General features: G+C 62.6%; 16 protein-coding genes. 6 read left to right on the forward strand and 10 right to left on the reverse strand.

The window, feature by feature from the left end; all coding sequences use genetic code 11:
* Positions 1 to 5: 5 nt before the first annotated feature.
* On the reverse strand, positions 6 to 425 hold the full coding sequence (locus IZV00_RS13785; protein ID WP_196225145.1) for a response regulator: 420 nt from the start codon (positions 423 to 425) through the stop codon (positions 6 to 8).
* A 65-nt stretch (positions 426 to 490) separates the two neighbouring features.
* Entirely contained in the window at positions 491 to 2,989 is a 2,499-nt protein-coding gene (locus IZV00_RS13790) for a TonB-dependent receptor (RefSeq protein ID WP_443020051.1), read from the reverse strand.
* Between the two features lie 196 nt (positions 2,990 to 3,185).
* Here IZV00_RS13790 and pip point away from each other — a divergent pair, with 196 nt between their 5' ends.
* On the forward strand, positions 3,186 to 4,127 hold the full coding sequence (gene pip / locus IZV00_RS13795) for a prolyl aminopeptidase (protein WP_196225147.1): 942 nt from the start codon (positions 3,186 to 3,188) through the stop codon (positions 4,125 to 4,127).
* A gap of 46 nt (positions 4,128 to 4,173) precedes the next feature.
* Here pip and IZV00_RS13800 read toward each other — a convergent pair whose 3' ends face one another.
* From IZV00_RS13800 to uvrB, 5 genes are all read right to left on the reverse strand, one after another.
* Positions 4,174 to 4,539, reverse strand: a complete 366-nt coding sequence (locus tag IZV00_RS13800) for a hypothetical protein (protein WP_196226676.1) — start codon at positions 4,537 to 4,539, stop codon at positions 4,174 to 4,176.
* A 118-nt stretch (positions 4,540 to 4,657) separates the two neighbouring features.
* Positions 4,658 to 5,239 (reverse strand): hypothetical protein, encoded by a 582-nt coding sequence (locus IZV00_RS13805; protein WP_196225148.1) that lies wholly within the window; start codon positions 5,237 to 5,239, stop codon positions 4,658 to 4,660.
* 13 nt (positions 5,240 to 5,252) lie between these two features.
* Positions 5,253 to 5,807 carry a demethoxyubiquinone hydroxylase family protein gene (locus tag IZV00_RS13810; protein ID WP_196225149.1) on the reverse strand — a complete coding sequence of 185 codons (555 nt, stop codon included), beginning with the start codon at positions 5,805 to 5,807 and terminating at the stop codon, positions 5,253 to 5,255.
* Positions 5,804 to 6,289 (reverse strand): disulfide bond formation protein B, encoded by a 486-nt coding sequence (locus IZV00_RS13815; protein WP_196225150.1) that lies wholly within the window; start codon positions 6,287 to 6,289, stop codon positions 5,804 to 5,806. Before IZV00_RS13815 ends, IZV00_RS13810 begins: the two co-directional genes overlap by 4 nt.
* 47 nt (positions 6,290 to 6,336) lie before the next feature.
* Entirely contained in the window at positions 6,337 to 8,520 is a 2,184-nt protein-coding gene (uvrB, locus tag IZV00_RS13820; RefSeq protein WP_196225151.1) for an excinuclease ABC subunit UvrB, read from the reverse strand.
* A gap of 76 nt (positions 8,521 to 8,596) precedes the next feature.
* On the opposite strand from uvrB, the gene IZV00_RS13825 reads away from it, so the two are divergent.
* The 5 genes from IZV00_RS13825 (at position 8,597) to IZV00_RS13845 (ending at position 11,509) form a co-directional block, all read left to right on the forward strand.
* A complete protein-coding gene (locus tag IZV00_RS13825) occupies positions 8,597 to 9,418 on the forward strand; it encodes an acid phosphatase (RefSeq protein ID WP_230463231.1) in 822 nt (273 codons plus the stop codon).
* 88 nt (positions 9,419 to 9,506) lie between these two features.
* The gene (locus IZV00_RS13830) at positions 9,507 to 10,043 is read left to right on the forward strand and encodes a DUF3617 domain-containing protein (RefSeq protein WP_196225152.1); all 537 of its coding nucleotides are present in this window, start codon (positions 9,507 to 9,509) and stop codon (positions 10,041 to 10,043) included.
* Positions 10,044 to 10,047: 4 nt separating this feature from the next.
* On the forward strand, positions 10,048 to 10,326 hold the full coding sequence (locus tag IZV00_RS13835) for an HNH endonuclease (protein ID WP_196226678.1): 279 nt from the start codon (positions 10,048 to 10,050) through the stop codon (positions 10,324 to 10,326).
* A gap of 78 nt (positions 10,327 to 10,404) precedes the next feature.
* The gene (locus IZV00_RS13840; protein ID WP_196225153.1) at positions 10,405 to 10,905 is read left to right on the forward strand and encodes a DUF3617 domain-containing protein; all 501 of its coding nucleotides are present in this window, start codon (positions 10,405 to 10,407) and stop codon (positions 10,903 to 10,905) included.
* A gap of 130 nt (positions 10,906 to 11,035) precedes the next feature.
* Positions 11,036 to 11,509: a hypothetical protein gene (locus IZV00_RS13845; protein ID WP_196225154.1), complete on the forward strand. Its 474-nt coding sequence runs from the start codon at positions 11,036 to 11,038 to the stop codon at positions 11,507 to 11,509.
* Between the two features lies 1 nt (position 11,510).
* Here IZV00_RS13845 and IZV00_RS13850 read toward each other — a convergent pair whose 3' ends face one another.
* The 3 genes from IZV00_RS13850 to IZV00_RS13860 all read right to left on the reverse strand — a co-directional run bounded on the left by IZV00_RS13850 (position 11,511) and on the right by IZV00_RS13860 (position 14,018).
* Positions 11,511 to 12,731 carry an MBL fold metallo-hydrolase gene (locus IZV00_RS13850; protein WP_196225155.1) on the reverse strand — a complete coding sequence of 407 codons (1,221 nt, stop codon included), beginning with the start codon at positions 12,729 to 12,731 and terminating at the stop codon, positions 11,511 to 11,513.
* 79 nt (positions 12,732 to 12,810) lie between these two features.
* Positions 12,811 to 13,122 carry a hypothetical protein gene (locus IZV00_RS13855; RefSeq protein ID WP_196225156.1) on the reverse strand — a complete coding sequence of 104 codons (312 nt, stop codon included), beginning with the start codon at positions 13,120 to 13,122 and terminating at the stop codon, positions 12,811 to 12,813.
* Positions 13,122 to 14,018 carry an iron-containing redox enzyme family protein gene (locus IZV00_RS13860; RefSeq protein ID WP_196225157.1) on the reverse strand — a complete coding sequence of 299 codons (897 nt, stop codon included), beginning with the start codon at positions 14,016 to 14,018 and terminating at the stop codon, positions 13,122 to 13,124. The genes IZV00_RS13855 and IZV00_RS13860 overlap by 1 nt, the downstream gene beginning before the upstream one ends.
* Positions 14,019 to 14,041 lie beyond the last annotated feature (23 nt).

Below are 14,041 nucleotides of genomic sequence, written 5' to 3' on the forward strand. Positions count from 1 at the left end.
AAGTTTCAGGCGGCGATCGCTACCTGTTCGGCCTTAACAAGGCCACGTGCCACGTCCTTGACCAGTGCGATGAAACGTCCGGCTTCCCGAGCGATCATCGCCTTGTTGAAGCAGGCTGCGGCACCCCGGTCCAGCGCTTCGGCCATGATCGGCGCTCCGTCGCGCATCAGGCTGGACAGCATGATGACGGGGCAGGGATCCATGTCCATGATCTCGTCAAGGATGCTGAGCCCATCCCGGCCCGGCATGGCGACGTCCATTGTCACCACGTCGGGCTTTTCCATGCGGATGAGGTCGATCGCTTCTTCGCCATTGCGGGCGATGCCCACGACATCGAACCGGCAATCGCGTTCCAGCAGCGTTTCGATCATGGCGCGAATGGTCAGCGAGTCATCGACCACCACGATCCGTATCGGCTTTGCCATGCATTCCTCCGACCCTTGTTTTCAAAGGTCATAACGGACGAAAATCGGAGTCATTTAGGCAAGAGTCAGAAGAACAGCTTGCGGAAGGAAATGCTGATCGTGCGGCCCAGCGGATCGAGATAGCCCTGCTGGTAGCGCAGCGGCGTTCCCCCGGTCGCGTCCGTCACGTCGCGGCGCGTGTTGAAGATATTGTCGATCCCTATCGACACCCGCGATCCGCGCAAGAAGGGATGGTTCTTCACAAGTGAAGGCATCTGCCCCAGATTGGCGAACAGCCGCAGGTTCGCCGTTGCCAGACTGCCGAAATCGAGCCGCGACGTCCCGCCAAGAGCACCATCGACATGGGTGCCGCTTTCCCAATCGACGCTGAGCCGCGCGCCGAGGCCATTGTTGGTATAGCCGACGCGCGCCTCCACCTCATGCCGCGGCTGGCCGCCCGATGATCCTGTCGCGTCGCCATTCAACAGATCGAGTTCCGGCACGCCCGGCGCGATCAGGATGCTCTCGGTAAAATGCCATGTGTGATAGAGGCTGAAGCTGAGGCGCCCGCCGCCGCCTCCACGTCTGCCGCCAAAGCCTCCCCCCGGCCGACCGCCACCGGCAGGGCCACCAAAGCTGCCCTCGCCGTGCGCTCGATCGCCGCCTTCCTGTCCGTGAGGCGGCGTGCCATCCTGACTTGCCTGCGCGCCCCGCTCTCCGCCCCGTCCGCCGCGATTGCCGAACAGTGCGCGCATGTCCTGCAACTCCTTGGGGCGATCTTCCGGCTTTGCACCGGCGGCGCGCCAAGCCTCTGCCAACTTCTGGATGCGCGACTTTAGCGGGAAGGAGAGGTCGAAGCCCCAACGCAGCTGTTCGCTTTGCGAGCGCAGATAATTGATCGGACGTGCATCAATTTCGGTCAGCAAGCCATAGACGCGGGTGAAGCGGCCATCAAAAGCGTCCTCGATTGCGGGGGTCGGCTCGGGGAATGCCGCGATCGGATTGCTTGTCCGGCTGTTGAGGTAGGTCGCGGTCAGGGTCAGGTTGGGCTTGTCGAAAGGCTTCACCGTTGCGCTCAGCCGGAACTGGTCGCGCACGCTTTCCTTCAATTGGGCGTTGCCCCCCGTCACCCGCGTGACGAAGACGGTCTGGCCGCTTTGATAATCAAAGACGGGTACATTCTCCGTCCTGACTTCGGGATCGCTGAGTTGATTGCCGGTCGGCGCGGCCCGGTCCTGGTTCGCGGACACCAGCAGTTGCACCGCAGGGATCGGCCGCCACCGCAGGCCATAACCAAGCGTGGAGAGCGTGCCGAAGTCCGAAAGCTCCTGCGCTGCCGAATTAACATTGATGCCGATATCGCCAACGGCGCCAAGGACGCCTCTCGCCTTGCTGGTGATTGGCAAGTCGAGAGTGACCTGCCCGCTGGCGATCTGCCGGTCATAGTCGATGTCCTGCTCGAACCCGTTGCGGATCGACCAGCCCTCAAAGTCATTGGCCGACGCCCCCACCCGGACGGAGCTTGTGACGGCGCCCGCAGGCAACTCGAACACAGGGCCTGACAGCAGCAGGTCGCCCGTCACCGCCTGCGACCGCGCGTTCGCCCGGTCGATCGACGCCGATCGGTCCGTTCGCGTGCGGGTGTCCGACAGGTCGCCATTGCCAGTGAAGGACCATTGCCACCCCTTGCCGAGCAGCCCGTTGAAGGTCAGGCCGAGATGGCCGGTCGTTCCGCGAATCTGCTGATCGAGCCGGTTGTCTCGCAGAAATTCGGCATAGAGCGGCCCGTTGCCGATCGGCGCGGCAAGTGCGGCGGCAGACAACCCCTGAAGCGAGTTATTGTCCGACAGCTCGACCCGGCCGTTGACGGTCATCGACACGCCGCCGAGCGCACGCGCATAGGTGGCGTTCGCGGACACGCTCTCGGTCGCCGGACTCAACGTGCGGAAACGGGTGATGTCGATCAACGCCGGACTGCTCGCCGTCCGATCGATCCCGCGTTCGCTTTCCAGCAGTGAAGCAGCGGCATTATATTTGATGTTCAGCGTAAAGCGATTGTCGCCCCGGATGCGCAGCAGGCCCGCTTCGGCCGACCCGCTTTCCCGTCCGCCATCGGTCGTCGTGGCTGCCCGTAGATCGGCCAGCTCCGCCCGGAAACGCTGGCGCAGGACGATGTTCGCCGCCTTTTGCGTTGGTGCATAGCCATAGGATAGGGCGACCTGTTCCGGCAGGATGTCGACGCGCGCCACAGCCTCGGACGGGATGTCCTGGATTTCGGAAAAGCTGGATATGCGCTTGCCGTTCAGCAGCACGACCGGGGTCCCGTTCGTCTGTACCGACAATTCGGTGATCATTTCCGAAATGGAGGTGACGCCCAGAGCGCGGATGTCGGCGGAGGAAAGCTGCTGCTCAGGCTTGATATTGCCCAGCACCGCGCCCCGCTGCGGCTGGCCGGTGACGATGATCTCGTCGCCTTCCTCCATTTGCGCAGGCGGTTCCTGAGCTGAAGTCTGCGCCATCAGCGCAGCGGGCGATGCGCCCATCATGAAAAACAGCATCAGCGAAGCCGGTCGGCGCACGAACATACCCCTTTTGGAAAAGCGAACCTTTGATGGTCCGTCACTAGGGGCGAACTGTCTCAAAATCTTGGCAAGGCCAAGGCGAATTTGTCGCAAATTGTAGCAGACGCCCTCACGCACTGCGGATACCGTCACCCAATCCGTGGATAGGCTGATCTTGTCGCTTGTTCCCTTTGCCCATTGGCTCGCTTAGGCTTCCTTCATGCGCACCCTATACCCTGCAATCGATCCCTATGCTGTCGGCCATCTCGATGTGGGTGACGGCCATTCCGTCTATTGGGAGCGCGTCGGCACGCCGGGGGCAAAGCCAGTGGTCTTTCTCCACGGCGGGCCGGGCGGCGGCATCTCGCCTGATCACCGCCGCCTGTTCGATCCGGATCGCTACGACATTTTACTGTTCGACCAGCGCGGTTGCGGCCGTTCGACGCCGCATGCCTCGCTGGAAGCGAATACGACCTGGCATCTTGTAGCGGACATCGAGCGGTTGCGGGAATTGATGGGCGTTGACCAATGGCTTGTCTTCGGTGGCAGCTGGGGATCGGCGCTGGCGCTTGCTTATGCACAGAGCCATCCCGCCCATGTCAGCGAATTGATTCTGCGCGGCATCTTCACGCTGCGCCAGCAGGAGGTCGACTGGTATTATCAGGAAGGTGCCAGCCGCATCTATCCAGATAAGTGGGAACGTTTCCTTGCTCCCATAGCGGAGAAGGATCGAGGCGACTTGCTTCATGCCTATCACCGCATCCTGACGGGCGAAGATCGCTTGGCGCAGGTCGCGGCGGCCAAGGCGTGGAGCGTTTGGGAAGGCGAAACCATCCGTCTGCTGCCCGACGCTGCCCTGTCAGCCACGCATGAGGATGATGCGTTTGCGCTCGCCTTCGCGCGGATCGAAAATCATTATTTCGTGCATCGCGGCTGGCTGGAGGAAGGCCAGCTCATCCGTGATGCGGGCCAGCTCCGCGACATTCCCGGCGTGATCGTTCAGGGTCGCTACGACATGGCCTGTCCCGCCGAGACCGCCTGGGCGCTGCACAAGGCATGGCCTGAAGCGCGGTTTGAGATGATCGAGGGCGCTGGGCACGCCTATAATGAACCCGGCATCCTCGACGCCCTGATCCGCGCCACGGATCGTTTCGTAATCTGAAATTCAGATGGTGAAGGGGGATGGACGACCGTCGAGCATCAAAAGCTCAAGGCTCTCCCTTGGACTCCTGCATCCGCCGTTCGGCAAACCATTGTTCCAGCATCTTGGCGGTGCAGCCGGTAAAGCCGTTGCTCCCGATCGCAGAGCAGCTGCCGGGTAGATTCTGGCGCTGTACTTCTTCCATCGTCGCCACTTGGCTACCCCAACCCGGCCCACCGGACGGGGCGGGCTTTTCGCGCAATTTCTTCGGGATGCGGTAGCGTTCGGACTCAGGCTTGCGCGCGCAAACGACGATCTCGTCGCCGACGCCCTTGGGACAGGGGTCGTTCCCATAGACGACCAGGTTGAACACGCGCTGTGGCGGCTCGGCCTTGGCTGGGGCGAGTAAGGCTATGGGAACAAGCGCCGCCATGGCGAGGAAGGTATGAACCGGGAAGCGCACAGGTGATATCCTCTTTTCGCCCCTGTCCCACCGGCGGAGTGCCCAATTCCGCCAGCCTTACCCAGACGCCAAGCGTCCGGAGCAACCGTCACGGCTGCGTCGGTGCAGTCGGCTGCGGAGCGGCCTGCTGCGGCTGGCTGGCCTGCGCCTTTTCCTCCGCTACGGCTCGCGCTTCGATTGCCTTGCTATCCGCGTCGATTGTGGAAAGCCGCCGCGCCCGCTCTGCGGCTACCAAATCCTTCCAGCTGGCATTGTCCGCCGCCTGCCGTTCCGCCTTGGCAAGCCGGGCGAGTTGGTTGAAGCAACCAGTGAAGCCGCCGGGGCCAGTGGCCGAACAGCTTTCCGTGCCGGTACGGCCGACATATTCCATCGACCGCACGCGCTCGCCCCATGCCTGATTGCTCGGCTTGTTGGGATCGCCACGCAGCGGTTCAGGGATGCGGAAGCGTTCTTCCTCACCCTTGCGCGCGCATACGACGATGTCGGTGCCAGCGCTTTGCGGGCAGGCGTCATCGCCATAGACGATGACCAGATTGACGCGCTCAGATCCCGTCGTACCGGCAGCGGCGGTGGGGGCCTGCTCCTGCACGGGTCCGCTCTGCTGCTGCGCCATGGCGGGCGGGGTGCTCGCAGCCATCAGCAGCATGGCGGCTGTCGCGGTCTTCATCATCGTCCTTATCTCCTCAGATCCGCTTCGACAGCGCGATTGCAGCCCGGCATCCTAAACGAATGACGCCCGAAAGCAGTGGATAGGCAGGCGCCTGCTCCGCTCCACGGGCGATCGCGGTTTCGCGATGTTCGACTTCTTCCGCCTGAAAATCCGCGATGGTGGCGGCAAGTTCCGGATCATCATTCGCCAGTTCCGCCAACTGCTCGCCATAATGGCGGTCGATCTCCGTCTCGATAGCGGCGGTGCAGGCCATGGCGGCGCGTGGGCCGATCGCGGCGGTCACCGCTCCCAGCGCAAAGCCCGCGACGTTCCAGATCGGCTGCAATGCCGTCGGCCGCACGCCGCGCCGCGTGATCATCGCGTCGAATATCTTGCGATGCCGTTCTTCCTGCGCCGCCATGCCCGCGATGACGCGCGCGTCGGGGTGGCGATCGCCAAGGACGGCAAGCTGCCCGGCATAGATGCGCGTCGCGCCGAACTCGCCCGCCTGATCCACGCGCAGCATCGCCGCGCGATCATCGGCCGTCACTTTCCGACCGGGGCGGGGGAAGTCCCTGGGCGCGTTCATGCCTCTTTCCTCGACTTGATCAGCAAGGCCAAGATGGCGAGCGCGCTGGCTCCGGACAAGAGCCCGTTGAAGCCCGCGAGCGAAATGCCTAAGAGTGTCCAGGGCGCGACGTCGCAGCGGGTGATCGGGGTCGCCATGATCTGGTTCAATATGTCGGCCGGGTTGCCCGCCGTAGGAGAGGTGGAGCAGGCGGTCAGCCCCTGCCACCAGCCATATTCGACGCCCGCGTGGAACAGTCCTATTCCGCCGCTGATCCCGATCGCCAGTCCGGCTAGCCCCGCGAACAGCGCACTGACGCAAGGCCGTTTTTTCACGGCATAGGCGATCAGCGCGAGCGGGATCGCCGCCATATGCGGATAGCGTTGCCACCAGCACATCTCGCACGGATGCAGACCGCCTATATATTGCGAAGCGTAGGCGCCGCCCAGCAGCAAAAGCGGCGTGACGAGGGCGATAGCGCGGGCGAGAGGCAAGTTCTTCATGATGCCCGCTTAAACGGCCCCGAACCTTTCGTCATGCTGAACTTGCGTCAGCGGCCGAACTTACGCTGGGTCTTGCCGTACCGCAGCTTGCGCGTGCCCGGCTTGCCTTCGGTCGCCCGCCCACGCGGCGCCGCGACCTGTTCGTTGGCGGGCAGGCCCAGCTCCTCCGCTTCCAGCTTGCGGATTTCGTCGCGGATGCGGCCTGCCTCCTCGAATTCGAGGTCGGCTGCGGCTGCGCGCATCTTCTTTTCCAGATCCTCGATATAGGCGCGGAGGTTATGGCCGACGAGGTGCGGGCGGTCGTCCAGCCCAGTATCGACCGTGACCTGATCCTTGCTCGCGACATGGGCGATGATGTCGCCGATGTTACGCTTGATCGTGGTCGGCGTGATGCCATGTTCCAGATTATAGGCCTGCTGTTTCTCGCGGCGGCGGCTGGTCTCGTTGAGCGCGCGCTCCATGCTGCCGGTGATGCGATCGGCATAGAGGATGACCCGTCCTTCCACGTTGCGCGCGGCGCGGCCGATGGTCTGGATCAGCGATGTTTCCGATCGCAGGAAGCCTTCCTTGTCCGCGTCGAGGATCGCGACCAGGCCACATTCCGGAATATCCAGCCCTTCGCGTAGCAGGTTGATGCCGATCAGCACGTCGTAGACGCCCAGCCGCAGGTCGCGGATAAGCTCGATGCGCTCCAGCGTCTCCACGTCGCTGTGCATGTAGCGGACCTTGATCCCCGCCTCATGCATGAACTCGGTCAAATCCTCCGCCATGCGCTTGGTGAGCGTGGTGACGAGGGTGCGATAGCCCTGCGCCGCGACCTTGCGGCATTCGTTGATCAGGTCGTCCACCTGATCCTCCACCGGCTTGATCTCGACCGGCGGGTCGATGAGGCCGGTGGGGCGGATGACCTGTTCGGAAAAAACGCCGCCGGTCTGCTCCATTTCCCACGGCCCCGGCGTCGCGGACACGCTGACCGTCTGCGGCCGCATCGCGTCCCACTCGTTGAAGCGCAGCGGCCGGTTGTCGATGCAGCTCGGCAGGCGGAAGCCATATTCGGCGAGCGTGATCTTGCGCCGATGGTCGCCCCGCGCCATCGCGCCAATTTGCGGCACGGTCTGGTGGCTTTCGTCCACGAACAGCAGGGCGTTTTCGGGGAGATATTCGAACAGGGTGGGCGGCGGCTCGCCGGGCAGGCGGCCGGTCAGGAAGCGGGAGTAATTCTCGATTCCGGCGCATGAACCCGTCGCCGCAATCATCTCCAGATCGAAGTTCGTGCGCTGCTCCAGCCGCTGCGCTTCCAGCAGCTTGCCCTCTGCCTGTAGCTCTTTCAGCCGCTCGGTCAGCTCGAAACGGATCGCCTCCATTGCCTGCTTGAGCGTCGGTCCCGGCGTGACATGGTGGCTGTTGGGGAAGACCTTCACATAGTCGAGGTTCGCGATCTTCTTGCCCGTCAGCGGATCGAATTCGACAATCTCCTCGATCTCATTGCCAAAGAAGCTGACGCGCCAGGCGGTGTCCTCATAGTGGGACGGGAAAATCTCCAGATTATCCCCTTTCACCCGGAAATTGCCGCGCGCGAAGGCGGCATCGTTGCGCTTGTACTGGAGCGCGACCAGCTTGCGTATGATCTCCCGCTGATCCTCGATCCCGCCCTTCTTCATCGAGAAGGTCATGGCCGAATAAGTTTCGACCGATCCGATGCCATAGAGGCAGGACACGGACGCGACGATGATCACATCGTCGCGCTCCAGCAGCGCGCGGGTGGCGGAGTGGCGCATCCGGTCGATCGCCTCGTTAACGCTCGACTCCTTTTCGATATAGGTGTCGGATCGCGCCACATAGGCTTCGGGCTGATAATAGTCATAATAGCTGACGAAATATTCGACCGCGTTCTCCGGGAAGAAGCTCTTGAACTCCCCGTAAAGCTGCGCGGCGAGAATCTTGTTGGGAGCAAGGATGAGCGCGGGCCGCTGCATCGCCTCGATCACCTTGGCCATGGTGAAGGTCTTGCCAGAGCCGGTGACGCCCAGCAGCACCTGATCCTTCTCACCTGCCTTTGCCTGTTCCACCAGTTCGGCGATGGCGGTGGGCTGGTCGCCCGAGGGTTCATAATCGGAAACCAGCTTGAACGGCCTGCCGCCCTCGCTCTTTTCCGGGCGGGCGGGTCGGTGGGGAACGAAGCCTTCGCCGGTCTCGGGCTCGTCCAGCGTGGTGCGAATCTGAATGGACATGTGGGCCAATATGGGCATGGTCCCGCACCACAGCAATGTGGGGCAGGCATCCCACATGACGATAGCGGAGGACCCGATGCGCAAGGCCATTTTCCTGTTCACCACGCTGGCCATGTTGCAGGCATGCGCGACGACGACCGGCGGGGCTGGATCGGCGCAGACGCCGCCATCGGTCATGCAGGGACCAAAAGCGCGCACCGCCAGCTATCTGGGCGGCGGCGCGCTGCCTGACGGGCTTCTGCTTTCGCCGCCGCCTCCCGCGGCAGGATCGGCGGCCGAAGCGCGCGACAAGGAAGGGGCGGCAGCCGCGCTGGCCTTGCGCGGCAGCGCGCGATGGGATCTTGCCAAGGCGGACGCGGACCTGCGCCCGGCCCACGCCGCTGCCGCTTTTTCCTGCTCGGCTGGGTTGACGATTGATCAGGCGCATACGCCTGCGCTTGTCCGCCTTTTGTCCCGGGCGATGGGCGATCTTGGCGGCTCTACCGGCGAGGTGAAGAAGCGGTACATGCGGCCCCGTCCGTTCATGGAGAATGGTCAGCCGATGTGCACGCCGGATTGGGACAAGGTTTTGCGCCGCGATGGCTCCTATCCGTCCGGCCATAGCGCGATCGGCTATGGCTTCGGCCTCATCCTCGCCGAAGTCATGCCTGACAGGGCCGCGAAGCTGGTGGCGCGCGGGCGGGCAATGGGGGACAGCCGCCGCATCTGCAATGTGCATTGGCTGAGCGATATCGAGGAAGGGCGCGTCATCGCCTCAGCGAGCGTGATGCGCCTCAATGCCGACCCCGCATTTGCCGCCGATCTTGCCGCCGCGCGCAAGGAAGTCGCCGCGTTGCGCGGCAAACCTTCGGAAACCGCCCTCGATTGCGCGCAGGAAGCTGCGGCACTGGCCCAATAGCCCGCAGGATCATTTTTCATTCTATGCCTGTCCTGATATGCTGATGGTTAGACAGGCCGGGTCATTCCGGCATTAACGGGGGAAGATCATGCTTAAAGCCTTGGCCGTCTTTATTCCTGCCACGCTGTTGCTCGCCAGCTGCGGCGACAAGCTTTCCGGCGAACCGCAAACGCGCGAGGAAGTGAAAGCGCAAGTCGAAAAGGTGCAGCTGAAGCCCGGCCAGTGGGAAGGCGCCTATACGCTCGAGGATATCGACATGCCGAACATGCCCGGCGGTGGCGATCAGATGAAAGAGCAAATGAAGAACATGATGAGCCGCACCTCGATCAAATATTGCGTCTCTCCCGAAGAAGCGGCGAACCCCAGCGGCAAGATGTTCTCGGGTCAGGAAAACAAGGATTGCACGTACAAGGGCTTCGACGTCAGCGGCGGGTCGGTGAAGGGTGAGATCGCCTGCAAGTCGGAAAATGGCACGATGAATGCCGTCATGTCCGGCGACTACGCGCCGGAAAGCTATGAAATGCACATGGACATGAAGATGAGCGGTGCGCCCAATGGCATGAACATGAGCATGAAGGCGAAGACCACGGGCAAATGGATCGCCGCGGAATGCGTCGCATCCTGATATGATGGAGGGCGCGGAGGGCTTTTGCTGGCTCTGCGCGCGTCCTTTAAGCAAACGGGTTGAATGGCATCATCCGGTGCCGAAAAGCCGGGGCGGGCGCGAAAGGGTGCCCGTCCATCCAATCTGCCATCGCGCCATCCACGCGCAGCTCAGCAATGTGGAGCTTGCCCGAACGCGGGGCGATCCCGCCGCCCTTCGCACGCATCCCGGTATCGCCCGCTTTCTCGGCTGGGTCGCGGCCAAGCCGCCCGACTTCCACGCGCCGACCTACAGGAAACGCTAGCGTCGCTTTTTTCTCTTGCGCTTCTCCGCGCGCCAAGCGAGCCTCCGCCTGTTCCGTAAGAGAACAGGGGAAGAGGATATGCGAAAGACGATATTGGCGGCGTTGCCGCTGACGATGACGCTTGGCTTGGCCGGATGCGGCAATGAGGCGCCTGCACCCGAAGCGGTCGAAGCGCCGATCGTGATGAAGGGGGGCGAATGGACGATCACCCGCAAGACCACGGGCTACAACACGCCGACTGTCACGCCCGAACAATATCAGGTCGCGCTGAAGCAGGTTGATGAGGAAAAGCTGTGCATCGCCGTCGATGCCAAGGGGACACCCGATGCCGATGCTCTGGCAGGGGATGAGGGCAAGGACTGCACTTATAAGGACAAGCTGCTGCGCAAGGGGCGGTTGATCGCGACTTTGTCCTGCAAGTCCGGCGGAGCGACATCGGAAATCGTGCTGGAGGGCAATTACACCGCCGACACGCTGACGCTGGGCAGCACCATGACGAAGACGGCCGGGGGCAGCCCGGTATTGCGCACCACCCATGACGTGACTGGTAAACGCACCGGAGAGTGCAGCAAGGCTTGAGCAGCGTGTTTTAAGAAACCCTCTGCTGCCTGTCAGCGGAGGGACTCCTGTCCGGAATCTCCAGTGCTGGCGGCGGGATTCTGTGCCATTGTCGCGCCCGGCATCCATCAGAATGTCGGAGAGTCGAGACATGCTCTTTCATCTTTCGATTGCCGCGCATGATCCAAAGCATGTTGCGGAGGTTATCGCTGAAATGTGGCGCGGCGAGGCGCTGTATTTCCCGCCCGTGACGCCGGGCAGCTGGATCGCCATGGCTGGCGATGACCGGGGCACCGCCATAGAGGTCTATCCGATCGACACCGTCTTGCGCGAGGAGGAAGGTGATGCCGATAGCTTCGGGGAGCGGACTGGCGAAACGCGTTACACCGCGACACATGCCGCGCTGGCCACGCCCCTGTCCCGCGAAGAGATCATGGCAATCGCGCAGCGGGAAGGCTGGCCCGCCAAATATCGCAAGCGTGGCGGCGTGTTCGGCGTGATCGAATTGTGGATCGAAGGGCGGCAGATGATGGAGATGCTGACGGCCGAGATGCAGGCCGAATATCTGACGGCGATGACGACGGACAATTGGCGCGCGATGCTGGAAGCAGGGCCTCCCGCCTGACCTATTGCAATGCCCGGATGGCGCGTTGGTCGCATCGTTTTGGACTATGCGGCACGGCGGAATAGGCAGGCACCTGGATGGACTGGCCGATCCGCAACGGCGCAAAGCGCTGCCGCTTTATGCCTTCGCATTTCAGGAAAAGCTCCAGCATGCGGGGCGGTGTGTCCCATTTTTCATAAGACAGCCGGAATGTGCCCCAGTGGATGGGAATGGCGGTCGATGCCTTGAGCTTTTCGAACACCTCGACAGCGCGCTGCGGCCCGATATGCGAGTCCGCCTCCATCTGCCCCGGCCAGAAGCGGAAAGCACCGATCGGGATCATCGCGAGGCGGATCGGGCCGAACCGCGCCGCTTCGGTGGGCCATGCCATGTCGCCAGCCCCCGTGTCGCCCGCGAAGAAGATGTTGCCCGCGCGCGTTTCGATGAGGAAACTCGACCATAATGCGCGGTTGCGGTCAGTGCCCCACCGACTGCTCCAATGATGATTGCGCAGCACATGGACGCGATAGTCGGGGCAATGTTCGTAATTTTCGCACTGGATGACTGTTTGCGTCCCCAAATTTTTGAGGGCAGCCCCCGTCACGGACTGGCCCCAATCCAGCGCGATCGCCGGAATGCCATTGTCCTTCAGGATGCGATCATTGCCCAGACTGACGATGATCTTGGGCCGATCTCGTTCCCACAGCTTCTTGAGCGTGGGGATGTCCATATGGTCGTAATGATTGTGGCTGACGATGATGAGGTCGATCTTGGGCAGATCATCCATCCGGATGCCCGGCTGCGCGACCCGCTTTGGTCCTAGCGGTGGGAAGGGGCTCGCATAGTCGGACCAGGTGGGGTCGGTAAGGATATTGATCCCCGCCGCCTGCACCAGCACCGTGGCATGGCCGACCCATGTCGCCACCATGCCGCGCGGCGCGGCGAAGGCTGGCGGGCGCGTCGGCTTTACTGTGACCGTCAGCGGCCATTCGGGACGTTCGTCCTGACCCGTCAGCCAGCGGAGGAGAAAGCCCCGGCGGTTCGTCCCCGGAGGACCGGAAAACTCGATCTCGCCATCGGGATTGAAGAAGTGCTCGCCGTCATAATGGCCGCTGACCGGCCCGTCATAATAGATGCGGTCGAGAAAGGGCGGGATGATCGTGATCGCAAGGCACAAGGCAATTACGAGAAACAGCAGCCCGATGCCCGCTCCGCGAAAGACTTTTCCGATGATGCGGCCCATGCCGTCTCCTGCTTCGATCACGATGCAGGGTCATAGCCGCGATATAGCGCGGGACAAGAGTTGCTTATCCCTCGCCCTCTCAATGCCGCATATGCCGAAGCCAAGGCAGCAAGCGTCTTTGAAGATCCTGCACCTCGCTATCCTCTCCTTCCAGCAAAGGGATGGCATAGGTCTCAAGATCGTCCTTCAACAGGCTTACGCTCCGGCTGGGATGATGCAGATCAACCACTGCGCCATCGGGCATGTGCGTGGCTAGCGCGGCCATGCCGTCGCGGACGCTGGCGTAGGGGCCGTCCACTTCATAATCCTCCGCCAGCAGAAAATCGACCATCATGCCAGCCAGCAGCGGGTCATCCTCAACAATCAGGATGCGGCCGTTGGATCGTGCCATCACCCTTGCTCCAGCCCGAAATGGCTACGGTAGCGGTTGAAGCAGCGCTCGCCACAGCTAAGGCGCATCAACGCGCCTTCCGCGATTGCGACGGCGCGGCGAGGGTCCTCCGCCACCAGCGGCTTGATCGCCAGCTCGTTCCAGTCGCGACTATGCTTGACGTCCAGCACCGCATGCAGATCAAAATATCGTCGCTCCGACTGGCTTAGCCCAATTCGTCGCAAGGCGCGCGCGGTGTGCGCCGATCGGCCCGGCGCGGTCAGTTCGATCGCGCCCAACGCGCCGACGCTGTGCCAGGCATAGCAGCGCTGCGTCGCCATCGCAGTCATCGCGTTAGCCAGCGCCAGGCTTTCCCAGACAGTGGTCTCGATCGTCGGCTTCAGTTCCAACGTTGTGACCAACTGCGCCAGCATGGGGCCATGCATGCCCTTTTCCTGACCGCGCCCCATTTCGTCCCAATAGTTGCGCGCAAGTTCCAGCTTGGCGGAATCGGGCAGCTTTACCTGCGTCAGGGCGACGAGATCGTCAAAGCCAGCTTCACCGGCGGCTTCCTGCGTCAGGAACCAGCGGATTTCGTCCCGCGACGCATGGTCAGCGAGCCAGGGAAACAGCGCGTCATGCTGGCCGGGGCCAGTCTGCTCCAACGCCTCGAACCATTGGATGAAGCCTTTGGGATCGGTTGGAGCCTGCGCCGCGCGGTCGCGGACTAGGGCGCGTAACTCCTCCATGAAACCGTGCTCTAGCCGCAGCATGGCTTCATCCTGACGGAACCGGCTTTCCCAATCCTCCGGATAGGATGGCGCGAGACGTTGCCGGTTCCAATGACTGAGGCGTTCCTGAAAACTTTGTTGAAGAAATTGCGATGCGCACTCGGGTGCGACGAAACGGGTAGCCACGGAAAATACTCTCCTGATTGTAC

This window comes from Sphingobium sp. Cam5-1 (genome assembly GCF_015693305.1).
GTDB lineage: Bacteria > Pseudomonadota > Alphaproteobacteria > Sphingomonadales > Sphingomonadaceae > Sphingobium.